Annotated in this window: 17 protein-coding genes; 12 read left to right on the top strand and 5 right to left on the bottom strand. The window is 65.6% G+C overall.

The window, feature by feature from the left end:
* Window positions 1-532 precede the first annotated feature (532 nt).
* The 9 genes from sapR (at window position 533) to BCEP18194_RS29015 (ending at window position 8,492) form a co-directional block, all read left to right on the top strand.
* The gene (gene sapR, locus BCEP18194_RS29055; RefSeq protein ID WP_011354860.1) at window positions 533-1,432 is read left to right on the top strand and encodes a sap1 transcriptional regulator SapR; all 900 of its coding nucleotides are present in this window, start codon (window positions 533-535) and stop codon (window positions 1,430-1,432) included.
* Window positions 1,433-1,456: 24 nt separating this feature from the next.
* The gene (gene ddpX, locus BCEP18194_RS29050; protein ID WP_011354859.1) at window positions 1,457-2,020 is read left to right on the top strand and encodes a D-alanyl-D-alanine dipeptidase; all 564 of its coding nucleotides are present in this window, start codon (window positions 1,457-1,459) and stop codon (window positions 2,018-2,020) included.
* A gap of 70 nt (window positions 2,021-2,090) precedes the next feature.
* Window positions 2,091-3,692 (top strand): ABC transporter substrate-binding protein, encoded by a 1,602-nt coding sequence (locus BCEP18194_RS29045; protein WP_011354858.1) that lies wholly within the window; start codon window positions 2,091-2,093, stop codon window positions 3,690-3,692.
* A 10-nt stretch (window positions 3,693-3,702) separates the two neighbouring features.
* Complete coding sequence (locus BCEP18194_RS29040; RefSeq protein ID WP_011354857.1) at window positions 3,703-4,773, top strand: ABC transporter permease; 1,071 nt, start codon at window positions 3,703-3,705, stop codon at window positions 4,771-4,773.
* Window positions 4,774-4,839: 66 nt separating this feature from the next.
* Window positions 4,840-5,754, top strand: a complete 915-nt coding sequence (gene nikC / locus BCEP18194_RS29035; protein ID WP_011354856.1) for a nickel transporter permease — start codon at window positions 4,840-4,842, stop codon at window positions 5,752-5,754.
* 1 nt (window position 5,755) lies between these two features.
* Entirely contained in the window at window positions 5,756-6,670 is a 915-nt protein-coding gene (locus tag BCEP18194_RS29030) for an ABC transporter ATP-binding protein (protein WP_011354855.1), read from the top strand.
* Window positions 6,667-7,443: an ABC transporter ATP-binding protein gene (locus tag BCEP18194_RS29025; protein WP_011354854.1), complete on the top strand. Its 777-nt coding sequence runs from the start codon at window positions 6,667-6,669 to the stop codon at window positions 7,441-7,443. Before BCEP18194_RS29030 ends, BCEP18194_RS29025 begins: the two co-directional genes overlap by 4 nt.
* Before the next feature lie 128 nt (window positions 7,444-7,571).
* The gene (locus BCEP18194_RS29020; protein WP_011354853.1) at window positions 7,572-7,826 is read left to right on the top strand and encodes a GlsB/YeaQ/YmgE family stress response membrane protein; all 255 of its coding nucleotides are present in this window, start codon (window positions 7,572-7,574) and stop codon (window positions 7,824-7,826) included.
* Window positions 7,827-8,156: 330 nt separating this feature from the next.
* Window positions 8,157-8,492, top strand: a complete 336-nt coding sequence (locus BCEP18194_RS29015) for a type 1 fimbrial protein (RefSeq protein WP_041493263.1) — start codon at window positions 8,157-8,159, stop codon at window positions 8,490-8,492.
* A gap of 67 nt (window positions 8,493-8,559) precedes the next feature.
* On the opposite strand, the gene BCEP18194_RS29010 is transcribed toward BCEP18194_RS29015, so the two are convergent.
* From BCEP18194_RS29010 to BCEP18194_RS29000, 3 genes are all read right to left on the bottom strand, one after another.
* Entirely contained in the window at window positions 8,560-9,432 is an 873-nt protein-coding gene (locus BCEP18194_RS29010; protein ID WP_011354851.1) for a LysR substrate-binding domain-containing protein, read from the bottom strand.
* A gap of 106 nt (window positions 9,433-9,538) precedes the next feature.
* On the bottom strand, window positions 9,539-10,438 hold the full coding sequence (bla, locus tag BCEP18194_RS29005) for a class A beta-lactamase (RefSeq protein WP_041493262.1): 900 nt from the start codon (window positions 10,436-10,438) through the stop codon (window positions 9,539-9,541).
* A gap of 210 nt (window positions 10,439-10,648) precedes the next feature.
* The gene (locus BCEP18194_RS29000) at window positions 10,649-11,509 is read right to left on the bottom strand and encodes a peptidoglycan DD-metalloendopeptidase family protein (RefSeq protein WP_011354849.1); all 861 of its coding nucleotides are present in this window, start codon (window positions 11,507-11,509) and stop codon (window positions 10,649-10,651) included.
* A gap of 532 nt (window positions 11,510-12,041) precedes the next feature.
* Between BCEP18194_RS29000 and BCEP18194_RS28995 the strand changes: the two genes are divergently transcribed.
* Window positions 12,042-12,938, top strand: a complete 897-nt coding sequence (locus BCEP18194_RS28995; protein WP_011354848.1) for a LysR substrate-binding domain-containing protein — start codon at window positions 12,042-12,044, stop codon at window positions 12,936-12,938.
* Between the two features lie 209 nt (window positions 12,939-13,147).
* Here BCEP18194_RS28995 and BCEP18194_RS28990 read toward each other — a convergent pair whose 3' ends face one another.
* Window positions 13,148-14,263: an alkene reductase gene (locus BCEP18194_RS28990; protein WP_011354847.1), complete on the bottom strand. Its 1,116-nt coding sequence runs from the start codon at window positions 14,261-14,263 to the stop codon at window positions 13,148-13,150.
* A gap of 176 nt (window positions 14,264-14,439) precedes the next feature.
* On the bottom strand, window positions 14,440-14,895 hold the full coding sequence (locus tag BCEP18194_RS28985) for a MarR family winged helix-turn-helix transcriptional regulator (RefSeq protein ID WP_011354846.1): 456 nt from the start codon (window positions 14,893-14,895) through the stop codon (window positions 14,440-14,442).
* Window positions 14,896-14,964: 69 nt separating this feature from the next.
* On the opposite strand from BCEP18194_RS28985, the gene BCEP18194_RS28980 reads away from it, so the two are divergent.
* Complete coding sequence (locus BCEP18194_RS28980; protein WP_244273104.1) at window positions 14,965-15,507, top strand: PaaI family thioesterase; 543 nt, start codon at window positions 14,965-14,967, stop codon at window positions 15,505-15,507.
* Between the two features lie 180 nt (window positions 15,508-15,687).
* Window positions 15,688-16,434: a hypothetical protein gene (locus BCEP18194_RS28975; RefSeq protein ID WP_244273102.1), complete on the top strand. Its 747-nt coding sequence runs from the start codon at window positions 15,688-15,690 to the stop codon at window positions 16,432-16,434.
* Window positions 16,435-16,479: the final 45 nt, after the last annotated feature.

Raw genomic sequence — 16,479 nt, 5'->3', positions numbered from 1 at the left:
TTCCCATTACGGAACACATGCCGTTTTTCGGATTATCGAAAATCGAACATCCCGTGACGCAAGTTAAATCCAATTTTTATGAAAACTTAAATGAATTATTAACCTGAATTAATGAGTTAATCTGATTCGCTTTAATTTTGTAATTATTCAGGCGCTTCGGGGCGCAGGGCGCAGGCGAATCGGTCTCGTCAAGTGAAGGTGGAAGTGGAACCGTGCGCGGTCGTCATGCTATCCATTCGATTTGGATAACTGATCGAATGGAGCGGAAACCGACATTTGCCGAAATGTCGAGGGCTTCCTGCGGCAAGCGAAGCACCCGCTGCTGGCCAAATATTCCTGTCAGGCATAAACGCAAAATATGCCTGACAGGAATAATTTGCCCGCCCTGCTCACGCCCCTGCCCGTACCACCCAGCCCGCTTTCGACCCTATCACCTATCCTCACACCATAGTTTTTATCCGCTGGCGCGAATGATTTTGGCTTTGTTAGATGGATGACATTCGATCATCAGACGACAACGATCTAACAGCCGATGACCTGTGCGTTCGCTCATACCGTCGAATCCCGCTATGCCGAGCTGACGCCGACCGCCAAGCGCATCGCGAGCTACATGCTCGCGAACCTCGACCGGCTCGGGCTCGAGACGGCCGACCAGATCGCGCAGCAGGCCGGCACCAGCGGCATCTCGGTCGGGCGCTTTCTGCGCAGCGTCGGCTATCGCAACCTCGACGACCTGAAGCGCGAGCTGCGCGGCGGCGGCGACCGCCCGTGGATGATCACCGACCGGCTCGACGAATACCGTCGCGTCGCCGGCACGCAACCGGCCGAACCCGACGGCAACGGCAGCAACGGCAGCAACGGCAGTGAAGGCCCGCTCGCGACGTCGCTCGAGCGCGAGCTCGATGCGATCCGCCACGTGTACCGGCTCGCAGAAGGCCCGGTGTTCGCGCAGGTGGCCGACCGGATCGCGCATGCAGACGCCGTGTTCATCCTCGGCATCCAGTCGACGCGCGGGATCAGCAACGCATTCAGCAGCTACCTCGAATACCTGCGCCCGCGCGTCTTCTATTCGGACGGCCAGTCGGGCTCGTACGTCGATTCGCTGAACTCCGAATTCGAGCGGCCGTACTGCATCGTCACCGATACGCGCGCCTATTCGCGCAGCGCGCGCCGCTATTGCCAGGCGGCCGCCGAGCGCGGACAGCCGTTCGCGCTGGTCACGGATCTGTCGTGCCCGTGGGCGCGCGACTGGCCGGCCGACCTGTTGCAGGTGAAGACCGACGTCGGCCAGTTCTGGGATTCGCTCGCGCCGCTCACCTGCCTGTTCAACCTGCTGATCACGGCCGTGGTTGACCGTCTTGGCCCCGCGATCGACCGGCGCGTCGCGCGCAACCGCGAACTGCAGCACACGTTCGATCAATTCGAATCCTGAAAGCGAGTGACCTCCGAACCGCCGATGACCGCTCACCGCCTCGTTGAAATCACGCCCGCCACGCATCGCGTCGACATCGATCTCGTCTACGCGACCGACCGCAACCTGACCGGCAAGCCGATCTATCGCCGCGCGCACTGCCTGCTGCTGGAGCCGGCCGAAGCCGCGCTGCGCCGCGCGGTCGACATCGCCGCGCAGGCCGGCTTCACGCTGCGCATCTACGACGCGTACCGGCCGCCGCAGGCGCAGCAGGTGCTGTGGGATTTCCTGCCCGATCCGAATTTCATCGCCGACCTCGGCCGCGGCTCGAATCACAGCCGCGGCACCGCGCTCGACCTGACGCTCGTCGGCGCGGACGGCGAGCCGCTCGACATGGGCACCGGCTTCGACGAGATGGTCGCCGCCTCCGGCCACTTCCACGCGGGGCTGCCCGAAGCCGTGCAGCGCAATCGCCTGCTGCTGCTCGGCGTGATGCACGCGGCCGGCTTCGCGCACATCGACAGCGAGTGGTGGCACTACGAATTGCCGGGCTCGCGCGCGCTGCCGCAGATCGACAATGCCGACAGCGGCCCGTGGCACCTGATGTGATGGCCACATGCATTCCCTTCACCGTTCACGTTCGACGCCCTCAACGACTTCAACGACACATGGAGCGCACATGAAATTGCTGACATCCAGGCTCGTCGCGGCGCTGGCCGCCGCGTCCGTTCTCGCCGCCGTTCCGCTTTCCGCCGCGCGCGCGGAAACGCCGAAGGACATGTTCGTGATGGCCACGCTGCTCGACGAATTCACGACGCTGGACCCGGGCGAGATCTACGAGCTGGTGCCGGAGGAATACGTCGCAAATACGTACGATCGGCTCGTGCGCGTCGACCTGCGCGATCCGTCGAAATTCAACGGCGACGTCGCGCAGTCGTGGACGGTGAGCCCCGACGGGCTGACCTATACGTTCAAGCTGCGCCCCGGCCTCAAGTTCCACTCGGGCAACCCGCTGACGGCCGATGACGTCGCCTGGTCGATCCAGCGCGCGGTGCTGCTCGACAAGGGCCCGGCGGCCGTGCTGACCGGCATCGGGCTCTCGAAGGCGAACGTCGTCGCCAACGTGAAGAAGCTCGACGACCTGACGGTATCGGTCACGACCGACCAGAAGTACGCCCCGACCTTCGTGCTGAACGTGCTCGGCTCGTGGCCCGCATCGGTGGTCGACAAGAAGCTGCTGCTGTCGCACCAGCAGGGCAACGACTTCGGCAACGCATGGCTGAAGACCAACGAGGCCGGCTCCGGCGGCTACAAGCTCGTGAAATGGACGGCGGGCGACAGCCTCGTGCTGCAGCGCTTCGACGGCTACCGGCTGCCGCTCGCGATGAAGCGCATCGTGCTGCGCCACGTGCCCGAAGCTGCAAGCCAGCGCCTGCTGCTGGAAAACGGCGACGTTGACGCGGCGCGCGACCTGAGCCCCGACGATCTGGCGTCGGTCGTGAAATCCGGCAAGGCGAAGGTGTCGGCCTCGCCGCAGGCGACGCTGCTGTATCTCGGCCTGAACACGAAGAACCCGACGCTCGCGAAACCCGACGTGCAGGAAGCGCTGAAGTGGCTGGTCGACTATGCGGGCATCCAGGGCAACGTGGTGAAGACGACCTACAAGGTGCACCAGACCTTCCTGCCCGAAGGCTTCCTCGGCACGCTGAACACGAACCCGTACAAGCTGGACGTCGCGAAGGCGAAGGCGCTGCTCGCGAAGGCCGGCGTGCCGAACGGCTTTACGGTGACGATGGACGTGCGCAACGACTATCCGTACACCGAAATCGCGCAGGCCGTGCAGGCGAACTTCGCGCAGGCCGGCATCAAGGTGCAGCTGATCCCCGGCGACAACAAGCAGACGCTCGCGAAATACCGCGCGCGCCAGCACGACATCTACATCGGCGAATGGTCGGCCGACTACATCGATCCGCACAGCAACGCGCAGGGTTTTGCGTGGAATCCGGACAATTCCGACAAGTCGAGCTATAAAATGCTGGCCTGGCGCAACAGCTGGGACATCCCGCAACTGACGAAGGAAACCGACACCGCGCTCGCCGAACCGACCGCCGCAAAACGCGCGCAGCGGTACCAGGCGATGCAGAAGGAAATGCTTGCGCGCTCGCCGTTCGTGATCATGTTCGAGAAAGTCGCGCAGGTCGCGACGCGGCCCGGCGTGAGCGGGCTCGAAGTCGGGCCGATCAACGATCTCGTGTCGTACCGCAACCTGAAGAAGCAATAAGATTCGCCGCATGTCGACTCCCGCCTCCTCCCTCGAAGCACTGCGCACGCTGCCCGCGCGGCGCCCGGCCGTACGCTGGGCACTGCGCGTGCTGCGCTGGGCACTCACGCTCGCCGTCACGTTCGCGGGGCTGCTCGCGCTGACGTTCGTGATCGGCCGCAAGGTGCCGATCGATCCCGTGCTCGCGATCCTCGGCGATCGCGCATCGGCCGAGGCGTACGCGGCCGAACGCATCGCGCTCGGTCTCGACAAGCCGCTCGTCACGCAATTCCTGATCTATGCGCGCGACGTGCTGCACGGCAATCTCGGCATGTCGCTGCTGACCGCGAACCCCGTGCTCGACGACATCAAGCGCGTGTTCCCGGCCACGCTCGAACTGGCGACGATCGCGACGCTGATCGGCATCGCGATCGGCGTGCCGCTCGGCGTCGCGGCCGCCGTGAAGCACAACCGGCCGATCGACCACATTGCACGCTTCGTCGGGCTGGTCGGCAATTCCGTGCCGGTGTTCTGGCTCGGGCTGATGGGGCTGCTGCTGTTCTACGCGCGGCTGCACTGGGTCGGCGGGCCCGGCCGGCTCGATCCCGTATACGACGGGATGGTCGACACGCGCACGGGCAGCCTGCTGATCGACGCAGCGCTCGCGGGCGAGTGGGACGTGTTTCGCAACGCGGTATCGCACATTGCGCTGCCGGCCGCGATCCTCGGCTACTACTCCGTCGCGTACCTGAGCCGGATGACGCGCTCGTTCATGCTCGACCAGTTGAGCCAGGAATACATCGTCACCGCGCGCGCGAAGGGGTTGTCGGAACGACGCGTGATCTGGCGGCATGCGTTCGGCAACATCATGGTGCCGCTGCTCACCGTGATCGCGCTCACGTACAGCAACCTGCTCGAAGGCTCGGTGCTGACCGAGATCGTGTTCGCGTGGCCGGGGCTCGGCTCGTACCTGACCGGCGCGCTGCTGAACGCCGACATGAACGCGGTGCTCGGCGCGACGCTCGTGATCGGCGCGATGTTCATCACCGTCAACCTGCTGACCGACGCGCTGTACCGTGTGTTCGATCCGCGTGCGCGCTGAGGGCCGCCACGACATGACCGCATCCCCCCTGCTTCTTTCATCGCCCATGCCGAAGGTCGTCCAACCATGAACGCCGAGCGCCTCACACTGCGCGCGTGGCTGCTGTCCGACGCTCCCGCGTCGCGCTCGCAGGCCGCACTCGGCCTCGCGTACCGACGCTGGCGTCGTTTCGCCACGAATCCGCTCAACCTGTTCGGGCTCGCGATTCTCGTCGCACTGATCGTGGTCGCGATCATCGGCCCGCTGATCATGCCGCACGATCCGCTGCGCCAGGTGCTGTCCGACCGGCTGCTGCCGCCCGGCTCGGCGTCGCACTGGCTCGGCACCGACCAGCTCGGCCGCGACATCCTTTCGCGGCTGATCGCCGGATCGCGCCTCACGCTCGGCATCGCCATCCTCGTCGTCGTGATCGTCGTGCCGATCGGCCTCCTGATCGGCACGACGGCCGGTTATTGCGGCGGCTTCGTCGACAGCGTGCTGATGCGCATCACCGACATCGCACTTGCGTTCCCGAAGATCGTGCTCGCACTCGCGTTCGCCGCCGCGCTCGGGCCCGGCGTGATCAACGCGGTCGTCGCGATCTCGATCACCGCGTGGCCCGCGTATGCGCGGCTCGCGCGCGCGGAGACGATCCGCATCGCGCAGGCCGACTACATTCACGCCGCGCGGCTGCAGGGCGCGTCGGGTCCGCGCATCCTGTTGCGCTACATCATGCCGATGTGCATGTCGTCGGTGATCGTGCGCGCGACGCTCGACATGGCCGGCATCATCCTGACCGTCGCGGGCCTCGGCTTCCTCGGCCTCGGCGCGCAGCCGCCGAGCCCCGAGTGGGGCTTCATGGTCGCGTCGGGCCGCAACGTGCTGCTCGACGCGTGGTGGGTCGCCACGCTGCCCGGCTGCGCGATCCTGCTCGTGAGCCTCGCGTTCAACCTGCTCGGCGACGGGCTGCGCGACGTCTTCGATCCCCGCCATGGAGCGTGACATGCCGATGATTCCCGCCCCCTCGCCCGCGCCGCTCTGCGAGATCGACGGCCTGAAGATCGGCTTTCGCGGCCACGACGGCACCGTCACCGATGCGGTGCGCGACCTGTCGCTGACGCTTGCCCCCGGCGAACGGCTCGGCATCGTCGGCGAATCGGGCTCGGGCAAATCGCTGACCGGCCGCGCGCTGCTCGGCCTGCTGCCCGACGCCGCGCGCTGGTCGGCACGCACGATGCGCTTCGCCGGCCACGACCTGCTCGCGATGTCGCCGGGCGAACGCCGGCGGCTGTGCGGCAGCCAGATGGGCATGATCCTGCAGGACCCGAAATATTCGCTGAACCCGGTCATGACCGTCGCGAAGCAGATGGGCGAAGCGTTCCGGCTGCACGAGCCGGGCCTGCGCGGCCGCGCGCTGCGCGAACGGATCGTCGACGCGCTCGCGGCCGTGCAGATCCGCGACCCGGCGCGCGTCGCCGATGCGTATCCGCACGAGTTGTCGGGCGGCATGGGCCAGCGCGTGATGATCGCGATGATGGTGTCGACCGGCCCGCGCCTGCTGATCGCCGACGAGCCGACCTCCGCACTCGACGTCGCCGTATCGATGCAGGTGCTCGCGGTGCTCGACGCGATGATCGCGCGGCACGGCACGGGCCTGATGTTCATCAGCCACGATTTGCCGCTCGTGATGTCGTTCTGCGATCGCGTCGCGGTGATGTACGCGGGCCGCGTGGTCGAAACCTGCGCCGCGCGCGACCTGCGCGACGCTTCCCATCCCTATACGCGCGGGCTGCTCGCGGCGAATCCGCCGCTCGCGAACCCGCCGGACGAACTGCCCGTGCTGCGCCGCGATCCGGCGTGGCTCGAGCCCGCGTCGCACGCCGGCACGCCCGCCGATCGACAGGAGGCCGCACGATGATCGACGTCGATCACGCATCGATCCGTTTCCCGACCCGCACGGGTCACGTCGACGCCGTGCGCGACGCGAGCTTCGCGGTGCGCGACGGCGAGGTGTTCGGGCTCGTCGGCGAATCGGGTTCCGGCAAGTCGACGCTGCTGCGCGCGCTGACGGGGCTCGTGCCGCTCGCATCCGGCAACCTGTCGATCGACGGCCAGCCGGTGGGCGGCACGCCCGATCGCGCGTTCCGCCGTCACGTGCAGATGGTGTTCCAGGATCCGTACGCGTCGCTGCATCCGCGCTTCACGGTCGACCAGACGTTGCGCGAACCGCTGTCGATCCACGGCATGGGCGACACCGATGCGCGCATCGCCCGCGCGCTGTCCGAGGTCGGCCTCGGCCCCGCGTTCCGGTTTCGCTATCCGCACCAGTTGTCGGGCGGCCAGCGGCAGCGCGTCGCGATCGCGCGCGCGCTGATCGTCGAGCCGCGCGTGCTGCTGCTCGACGAGCCGACGTCCGCGCTCGACGTGTCGGTGCAGGCGGAGATCCTGAACCTGCTGCGCCGCCTGCATCGCGAACGCAACCTGACGATGATCCTCGTCAGCCACAACCTCGCGGTGATCGGCTTCCTGTGCCAGCGCGTCGCGGTGATGCAGCATGGCGAGATCGTCGAGCTGCTGCGGATCGAGGACGTGCGCGCCGGGCAGGTGGCACGCGACTACACGCGCACGCTGCTGAACGCGACCGAAGGCTACCGTCGTCTCGACCCGGTGGCGGGCGCGCCGGCGGCCTGACATTTGCACGCCGCGGCAGCGTGCGATACTCGGCACGCCACGCGCCGCGCGGCCGCGCATGGAACCCTTGTGCGCCGCACGGGTCAACTTCGTTTGGTCAACAGCTCAACCGCAATAGGGAGGCGTTCATGCTGCAATTCATCGAAACCCTGGTCGTCGGGCTCATCGTCGGCCTCCTCGCCCGCGCGCTCAAGCCCGGCGACGACAAGATGGGCATCCTGATGACCACCGTGCTCGGCATCGTCGGCTCGTTGGTCGCCGGCTACGTCGGCCGCGCCGCCGGCTGGTACGCCCCGGGCCAGGGCGCGGGCTGGATCGCGTCGATCATCGGCGCGATCGTGCTGCTCGTGATCGTCGGCGCGGTACGCAAGCGCACGAACTGAACGGCGCACCTTCGGCGCCAACGCAAAACGGCCGCTCGTCTCGAGCGGCCGTTTTGCTTTCCGGGCGGCGCAAGGCCGTTGCCCACACAACGGTCATGACGACCGTTCGTCTTTCGATCTTATGCCACCCGGCATTTCCCTGACTTGCGGTTGCGCAGATTCGGTCTAGATTGATTTAAGCAATGCGCAATCGTTTGCTGATTGCCATTATTTCGATTTTTTCATTCAAGAGGTTCGATCGTTTTGCCGTTTACGCATATAGCAACGCAGCGTTGACGGACTGCCACCCGAGCGGCCCCGCTGCGACGCGCTTCCTCTCTGGAGCCTGTCATGAAGCATCGCCCTATCGCCGCCTCGTTCGTCCTGGCTGCCGCGCTTCTGGCCACTTCCTCGTCCTTTGCCGCCGGCGCGTCCGGCATCATCCACTTCTCCGGCATGATCGTCGAGCCGCCCTGCTCGTTCGCGCTCGATACGGCCGATCTCGCCCGTGGGCACGTCCGCCCCGACTGCCCGCGCCCGGCCACCGGCCAGATCGCGTTCGTCGATGCAGCGAGCCAGCAGGCCATCAAGACCACGACCTTTACTCAGGCCTCGCGCGCAATCGTTTTACCGAACCGTCCGGGCAACGATCAGGCGCCGATGATCGCCGTCGTCACGTACCAGTAAAGCCGTCCACCGGCGCGGTATCCAGCGGATTCCGCGCGCCGGTTCTGCGGGCGGGCGTGATTGGCGGTCAATCGCGATGGCGCGCGATCCAGTCGCTGAATGCGCGGATCTTCTGCTGGTTGCCGATGTTCTCGGGGTAGACGAAGAAATAGCGCGCGCCCGTCTCGAGCACGATGTCGAACGGGCGCTCGAGCCGGCGCGCACTGACGTCGTCGTCGACGAGCGTCACATCGCCGATCGCGACGCCGAAGCCCTGCATCGCCGCATTCGTCGCGAGATCGAGCGTGTCGAACGTCGGCCCGCGCGCGGGATCGACGCTGCGCTCGCCTGCGTGATCGAGCCACGCGCGCCAGTCGCGATGGTCGCGGGTCGGATGCAGCAACGTATGACGCGCGAGATCGCCCACCGAGTCGAGCGGCGACGTCTGCCGCAACTCGGGCGCGCAGACGGGCGTCAGCCGCTCGTCGAACAGCGGCAGCGCGAACACGCCGGCGCCCGGCGACGTGCCGTAGACGACCGCCGCATCGAACGGCTCGGTCGAGAAATCGACGACGTGCTGCCACGCGGTCGTGATCTGCACATGGAGATCGGGATGCTCGCCCTGGAACCGCATGATGCGCGGCAGCATCCAGCGCATCACGCAGGTCGGCACCTTCAGCGCGAGATCGGTGCGCTGCCGCGTGAGCCTCATCGAAATATCTTCGATCCGCGCGAAGCTCTCGTTGACGACCGGCAGCAACTGCTCGCCCTCCGCCGTCAGCGTGAGGCCCTTCGCATGCCGCTTGAACAGCGGGAAGCCGTAATGCGCCTCGAGCGTCTGGATCTGCCGGCTTACCGCGCCCTGCGTGATGCACAGCTGCTCGGCCGCGCGCGTGAAGCTGCGGTGGCGAGCCACCGTCGAGAAGATCTGCAGCGCGTGCAGGGGCGGAAGTCGGCGCATGAAAAAGGCAATCGGAAAAACGGCGCGGAAGGACCGCGCGCCGACCCCGGCGCGCGCTGTCCGACACGATAAGCCAAACGACGGCTTTGCGCGAGGCGCGGAACGCTCAGGCCGTCGCGGTAAGCGCGCCCGCCACGATGCGCGCCGCCGACGCGACGACATCCGCGCGGGCCGCCGCACCGGCCTGCGGCTGCGTGAACGACACCGCCAGCACGATCGGTGCACGCGACGGCGGCCACAGCACCGCGATGTCGGTCGTCGTGCCGTAACCGCCCGTGCCGGCCTTGTCCGCGATGCGCCAGCCGGACGGCACACCCGCCGCGATGCCGGTCGCGCCGCGCGCGCCGCCGACCATCCATTCCGTCAGTTGCGCGCGCTGCGGCTCCTGCAGCGTGTTGCCGAGCAGCAGCCGCTGCAGCGTGTCGACCATCTCGACCGGTGTCGAGGTATCGCGTTCGTCGCCCGGCGCCGCGTTGTTCAGTTCGGGTTCCCAGTGATCGAGGCGGAACGACGTGGCGCCGCTCGCTCGCGCGAACGACGTGACGGCCTGCGGGCCGCCGAGCACGCCCATCAGCAGGTTGCCGGCGCCCTTGTCGCCGGACTGCAGCATCGCGACGCACAGCTGCTCGATCGTCATGCCCGTGTCGACGTGGCTTTCCGTGATCGGCGAGCCCGACACGATTTCATAGCGGCGGTACAGGATGCGGCGCGGCAGCAGCGACGCGTCGAGCGAGCCGCGCGCGAGCATCGCGGCAGCCGCGACGACCGCATACGTGCCGCACAGCGGGAAGCGCTCGCGTGCATGGTGTGCGATGCGCACGCCGTTCGACGTATCGAGCGCGGCAACGCCGAGCCGGCCATTCGAGGCCTTCTCGAGCGCAGTCAATTCAGCCTGGGCAGTATGGGCGCGCCCTTGGTCGGCGACCGGCGCGGACGTGCACGCGGCGACGAACGGCGCGGCAACGGCGGCAAGCAACAGCGAGCGGCGTGTCGGAGAGTGTTCCATGAATGTGGTGTGTTCTGTCGGAATCGGTGGCACGAAGCAACGCGGGCGCGCCCTGAAGAAGCGCGCCCGTTCACGCCGGCGGCCGGCTCGCGACGGCATACGCCGCGCATCCCCGAAAGACGACCGTCGGCCCCGCGAAGCGCGGGACTCGCATGAACAGACCCTAGCGTAGCAGCGACCGCCGCCACGTTCCAGCGAAACGGCCCTGCTTCACCCTTGCGACGAAGGCAGATACGGCATCGGATTGACCGGCTTGCCGTCGCGCCGCACTTCGAACAGCAGCGCGACACGCGAGTTGTCGAGGTCGCCCATCTCGGCGATCTCGTCGCCCTGGCGCACGATGTCGCCCGTCTTCACGAGCAGCTTGCGATTGTGCGCATAGGCAGTCAGGAAATCCGCGTTGTGCTGGACGATGATCAGGCTGCCGTAATCGTTCAGGCCGGTGCCCGCGTACATCACGCGGCCGTCGGCCGCGGCGCGGACCGGGTCGCCCGGCCGGCCGGCGATCTGGATGCCGCGGTTCTGCCCCGGCCGGAACCCGTCGACGATCTTGCCGCTCGCGGGCCACTTGAGCGCGACACCGCCGGCATGCCGCTTCGTTTCCTTGACGACCTGTCGGTCGCTCGCGTTCGACGCGGTGGTCTGCGCGGTTGCCGCGTTGCTCCCTGCGTCATTGCTCGACGCCGGCGATGCGGCCATCTGCGTGCCGGCCGCGCCCGGTGGCGGCAACGGTTGCTGCTTGACGATGCGCAGCACCTGCCCCATGCGCAGCCTGCCGTTCGCACCCAGCTTGTTCCAGGTGCGCAGGTCGGCAATGCTGCAACCGTTCGCGGACGCGATGCCCGTCAGCGTGTCGCCACGCTTCACGACGTACTTCTGCGCGACGAGAATCGGCGCCGGCGGCGGGGTGGCGGCTGACGGCGCAGCAGTGGGCTGACTCGGCGACAATGACGGTCCCGCCTGCGTGTCGCTCGGCGGGACGGACTGCGTGCTTGCACAACCGGCCATGACGAGCACGGCTGCCAAGCCTGGCAGCCACGCCGCGTTGCGGTGAATCTCGCGCGTTTTCATGGACGATCCGACTCCGGTTTGACAATCTTTCAAGCATCTCAAAAACGGAACGGCCGACGTGTAACCGGATGCAAACAATGATGACAAACGATCACGAACCGGATGCCGGCCGGCATTCGCTACCGGTAATACGGTCCGATTCAGAAAAACTTGATGGTCTTTTTGCAGGAAAGCGGAAGAATTTTCGTCTCAAGACACTATGACGAATTTGTTTCAATAGGTGCAAAGCGGCGCCCGCCGCCCACGACGGCGCGCGCCCGCCGCAACGTTCAACGCAACCACGCGGCGAGTTCGGAACAGGCCCACGCGATGCCGATGCACAGGAACAGCACGTGCAACGCGATCTTGAACGACACGCCCCACGACGAATCGATCTGCATGACTGGCTCCCCGGTTGATGTGCGGCCATGATCCGCCATCGATCGCGCCCCGAAAATGCGGAACCGGCGAATCGGGCCTCAAGCTGCGCCTGAGACCTCGGCGGCCATTCCCTGCTAACTTATCGGCCATTCCAATACGATCGCCCCCCATCATGCGCTTCGACCTGACCGACCTGCGGCTCTTCCTGAACATCTGCGAGGCCGGCACGATCACGAGCGGCGCCGAGCGGACCCACATCACGCTGCAGGCCGCGAGCGAGCGCATCCGCGGCATGGAGGACGAGCTCGGCGTGCCGCTGCTGCACCGGACCAAGTCGGGCGCGCAGGCAACCGATGCGGGCCGCGCGCTCGAACACCACGCGCGCACCGTGCTGCAGCAGATCGACCACATGCGCGGCGAGCTGCAGCAATACGGCCAGGGGCTGCGCGGGCATATCCGGCTGCTGTGCAACACGGCGTCGCTCAGCGAATACCTGCCCGACGCGCTGGCCGACTACCTGCCGCTTCATCCGAAGCTGTCGATCAGCGTCGAGGAGCGTTCGAGCCAGGAGATCGTGCATGCGATCCGCAACAAGACGGCCGAGGTCGGCATCGTCGCCGATTCGGTCGGGCTCGGTGGGCTCGAACAGAAGCCGTTCCGCGAGGACTGGCTGATCGTCGTCGTGCCGGCCGGGCATCCGCTCGCGTCGCACGGCACGGTCGCGTTCGACTCGATCGCCGATGCCGACTTCATCGGCCTCACCGACGGCAGCGCACTGCAGGTGCATCTCGCCGACCAGGCGCGCGCGCTCGGCAAGCGGATCCGCTATCGCGTGCAACTGAAGAGTTTCGATGCGATCTGCCGCGTGATCGCGAGCGGCGTGGGTATCGGCATCGTGTCGCGCCATGCGGCCGAGCGCGCAATGCAGACAATGGACGTGCGGCTCGTCGAGCTGTCCGACGCGTGGAGCCACCGCAGGCTGAAGCTGTGCGCGCGGTCGTTCGATGCGCTGCCGAAGTACACGCGGGAGTTCGTTGCGTTCTTGTCGGAGGAAGCGGCGGCGCGCTAACTTCCCGCTCGTTTCGTCATCAGTCGAAGCGACCGGGATTCAAGAGGAATGTTCTTTGTGCGCGGGTATTTGCGCAGCATTTTCCGGCGAGCTGAATTAATAGGCCGAGGTCGTCGTCGGTTATGGCCGTGAGGCCGCACGGTCCCCGCCGTCGTGTGCTGTAACGGGGACCGCGACGTTAAAGCCAAGGGCACGTGAGCCTTGGCGTTTCAGGCACCGGCAGTCTCACCCAAGGCCGGATAGTCGGTGTAGCCGGCTGCGCCACCCCCGTAAAAAGTTGGCCGGTTGTAGGCATTGAGACTGGCGCCCAGGCGTACGCGTTCGGGCAGATCGGGATTGGCGATGAACAAACGCCCAAACGCGACGGCATCCGCGCGCCCCGCTCCGATCACTGCCCCCGCGGTGGCAGGCGTGTAGTTTCCGGCCGCGATCAATACATTAGGCCAGTGCGGACGGAACAACTCTGAAGCGAATGGTACGTTCTGGTGGTCGACATCGGCCTGGCCCGCGCCACTCGCCCGAGGTTCGATCAGATGCAGATACGCGAGGTCCAGGCGCGCCAGACGTTCGATGAGATGGGAATACAGCGGCAGTGGCGCGTCTTCTCCACTGCCATTGGCTACGCCAAAAGGAGACAGGCGAATACCGACGCGGTCTGGCCCGTATACAGCCGACACGGCCTCGGCCACCTCAAGCACGATGCGGCACCGGTTTTCGATCGAGCCACCGTATTCATCTGTACGGTGATTGCTCCGGCTTTGCAAAAACTGTTCAAGCAGGTAGCCGTTGGCGCCATGAATCTCCACGCCGTCGAATCCGGCCTCAAGCGCGTTGCGCGCTGCCTGCGCATAGTCGTCGACCAGCGAAGCAATTTCCTTTGTGCCCAGTGCCCTCGGGATCTCAAACGGTACCCTCTCGAACGTGGAAGTAAATGCATTGCCCGGCGCCGCGATCGCAGAGGGAGCAACCGGTTGCTCGCCATTCAATAGCGACGAATGTGAGATGCGACCTACGTGCCAGAGCTGCATGAATACCAGGCCACCTTTGGCATGCACCGCTTGCGTAACCGCCTTCCACCCTTCGACCTGTTCCGGACTGTGGATACCCGGTGTCGCGGGCATCCCCTGACCTGTTGGTGAAATTTGCGAGCCTTCGGTGATGATCAGCCCGCCGTACGTGGCACGCTGACGGTAGTACTCCACGTTCAGTGCATGCGGGGTGTTGCCGGGTTCGGCAGCGCGCATGCGTGTGAGCGGAGCCATCACCACGCGATGGGCGAGTGCGAATGGGCCAAGGCGTAACGGCGAGAACAGTGCTTGGGTCATATCGAAATCCTGTTTGAAGTTAAACCTGTCACGGAATGATCACGTGCTCCGTCAGTTCACGGAAACTATCCGAAAACACCTCCTCGAGCCTTCTTGGCAAGTTCTCGACCTTGTACGGCAAGAACGATGCGGTGCCGGACTGATCCAATGGCGCAGACGAGTCTGCTCGCACAAGGTCAGCGCGAGATATCCCCAGAAGGTGTTTCATCGAGACATGCAATGCACCCGTCGAGCAGGTCGTGCAACGCGGCAACGCGTTCGTCACCCAACCGTTTATTGAGTGCTACCTGCGCTGCTTTCCAGGCGCGCTGAGCTTCGGCCTGTTTGGCACGACCTTCCGCGGTTGCGTCGACCAAGCGGCTACGCGCGTCCTTACCCGCGCGAAGCTCCAGGTAGCCCTGCGCGGTCAACGGCTGCAGGTTACGCGTCAACGTCGACGCGTCCATCTTCATGTGTCGAGCCAGATCGCCTGGCTGAACGGGGCCAACCTTGACCACGTACGTGAGCAACGCGTACTGAGTGCTCTTGAGCCCCGTCTCGGTGACATAGTGATCGTAGTGGCGAGTCACTACCCGAGTGAGCTGGCGTAACTTCAGGTTGGTGCATCCCGTTGGCTTGGTGATATTCTTCATGCAGAATATTGTACCTACAAGTTTTGTATCTACAAGTGTTGTCTACTTTATGATCTTTGGAGAAGGGAGGTGTCTGTGGATGCAAATGAGACTGTGGCTCGGTGGGATGCAGACGAAGCGAGAGTACGCGCACACCTGATTGCGCCAGATGCAGACCCCAAGGGGCAAGTCTTTGCCCGCTCGGGGATGGAGATGTTCGAGGCAATCTTCGCAGGAGAACTGCCACCGCCGCCGATCGGCGAACCGCTGGATTTCCTGCCAATCCACATGGAGCCTGGCACGGCAATCTTCCAGGGGCGACCGCAGCGCCGCCACTACAACCCGCTCGGAACCGTGCATGGCGGCTGGTTTGCCACGTTGCTCGACTCTGCAGTAGGCTGCGCAGTGCACACGATGCTGCCCGCTGGCAAGGGCTACACCACGCTGGAGCTCAAGGTAAACATGGTGCGCGCCCTGAATGATCAAGTACCAATCGTGCGAGCGGAAGGCAAAGTGATTCATGTCGGGCGGCAAGTGGCCACGGCTGAGGGGCGCATTGTCGGGCCGGACGGCAAGCTGTATGCGCATGCAAGCACCACATGCCTCATCTTCGACCATTCGGCAGGTACCTGATGAACCAGGACTGATGCAACCGGGATCTTACGGAAAACCCGACCGCCTCATGCACACCGGGTGCATCAGCAGGTACGCACCACCGTCCAGAATACTCGCCGGATGGAGCAGCGTAGTTCGCGTCTTGTTTGCGAAATTAAGCCTCGTACAGGTTTCCATGCATCCACCTGCTCCGACACGATGCCCGCCACCCGCAACTCCTCCCTTCTTCCTGCTCACCGGCTGGTGATCGTCGAGGGCATCATGGGTTCCGGCAAGTCGACCGCGATGCGCGTCATCGCGAAGCACCTGACGGCAGCCGGACACGACGCCGTGGCGATTCACGAGCGAACGGACCCTCATCCCGTGCGGGCCACCGACGAACTCGAACACTGGTTCGAGCCGTGGCGCGATGCGACGGCCGCGCATCTTGCCGGGCGCGCGCTCGCGCGATGGGCAACGTTCGTCGCCGACGTGCGGCGCGGCAACACGATAACCGTGCTGGACGGGCAACTCTTTCACGGCGACCTGACCCACCTGCTCCTGATGGAAGGCGACCCGGCACTGATCGAAACGTACGTGTGCGATCTCGCCCGCACGATCGCGCCACTCGCGCCGCTCGTCATCTACTTATGGCAGCGCGACATCGACGCAGCCATTCGCACTGTCAGCGCCGAGCGCGGCGACGATTGGGTCGCCTATCAAACTCGCTGGAAACTGGCCGCGCCGTACTGCGTGCGGCGCGGGTTCACCGGTCTCGACGGGCTGATCGCGCTGTACCGCGACTACCGTCGACTGACCGACGCACTGTTCGATCAGTTGCCGCTCGACAAGCTGTCGATCGAAAACGGCGACCGCGACTGGCCGGCCGTCGAATGCAGGATACTCGACGCGCTGAAGCTGCCGCGCGCGACCGACCGGGACGACCGTCATGGGCAAGCCCTCTAGGACATCGCTGTTCGCAGCGGCGCGGATCGGGAACTGGTACGCCGT

The sequence above is a fragment of the Burkholderia lata genome (genome assembly GCF_000012945.1).
In the GTDB taxonomy this organism is placed as follows: domain Bacteria; phylum Pseudomonadota; class Gammaproteobacteria; order Burkholderiales; family Burkholderiaceae; genus Burkholderia; species Burkholderia lata.
Note: the sequence above shows the minus strand (reverse complement) of the source record. Positions and strands in the feature narration are given on the sequence as shown.

Excerpts from the sequence above, each read along its gene's own strand:
- BCEP18194_RS29020 (WP_011354853.1), top strand. The coding sequence starts at position 7,572 with ATGCTGCAATTCATCGAAACCCTGGTCGTCGGGCTCATCGTCGGCCTC.
- BCEP18194_RS29000 (WP_011354849.1), bottom strand. The coding sequence starts at position 11,509 with ATGAAAACGCGCGAGATTCACCGCAACGCGGCGTGGCTGCCAGGCTTG.
- BCEP18194_RS28985 (WP_011354846.1), bottom strand. The coding sequence starts at position 14,895 with ATGAAGAATATCACCAAGCCAACGGGATGCACCAACCTGAAGTTACGC.
- sapR (WP_011354860.1), top strand. The coding sequence starts at position 533 with ATGACCTGTGCGTTCGCTCATACCGTCGAATCCCGCTATGCCGAGCTG.
- BCEP18194_RS29040 (WP_011354857.1), top strand. The coding sequence starts at position 3,703 with ATGTCGACTCCCGCCTCCTCCCTCGAAGCACTGCGCACGCTGCCCGCG.
- BCEP18194_RS29045 (WP_011354858.1), top strand. The coding sequence starts at position 2,091 with ATGAAATTGCTGACATCCAGGCTCGTCGCGGCGCTGGCCGCCGCGTCC.
- nikC (WP_011354856.1), top strand. The coding sequence starts at position 4,840 with ATGAACGCCGAGCGCCTCACACTGCGCGCGTGGCTGCTGTCCGACGCT.
- BCEP18194_RS28975 (WP_244273102.1), top strand. The coding sequence starts at position 15,688 with ATGCCCGCCACCCGCAACTCCTCCCTTCTTCCTGCTCACCGGCTGGTG.
- bla (WP_041493262.1), bottom strand. The coding sequence starts at position 10,438 with ATGGAACACTCTCCGACACGCCGCTCGCTGTTGCTTGCCGCCGTTGCC.
- BCEP18194_RS29010 (WP_011354851.1), bottom strand. The coding sequence starts at position 9,432 with ATGCGCCGACTTCCGCCCCTGCACGCGCTGCAGATCTTCTCGACGGTG.
- BCEP18194_RS28995 (WP_011354848.1), top strand. The coding sequence starts at position 12,042 with ATGCGCTTCGACCTGACCGACCTGCGGCTCTTCCTGAACATCTGCGAG.
- BCEP18194_RS28990 (WP_011354847.1), bottom strand. The coding sequence starts at position 14,263 with ATGACCCAAGCACTGTTCTCGCCGTTACGCCTTGGCCCATTCGCACTC.
- BCEP18194_RS29025 (WP_011354854.1), top strand. The coding sequence starts at position 6,667 with ATGATCGACGTCGATCACGCATCGATCCGTTTCCCGACCCGCACGGGT.
- BCEP18194_RS29015 (WP_041493263.1), top strand. The coding sequence starts at position 8,157 with ATGAAGCATCGCCCTATCGCCGCCTCGTTCGTCCTGGCTGCCGCGCTT.
- ddpX (WP_011354859.1), top strand. The coding sequence starts at position 1,457 with ATGACCGCTCACCGCCTCGTTGAAATCACGCCCGCCACGCATCGCGTC.
- BCEP18194_RS29030 (WP_011354855.1), top strand. The coding sequence starts at position 5,756 with ATGCCGATGATTCCCGCCCCCTCGCCCGCGCCGCTCTGCGAGATCGAC.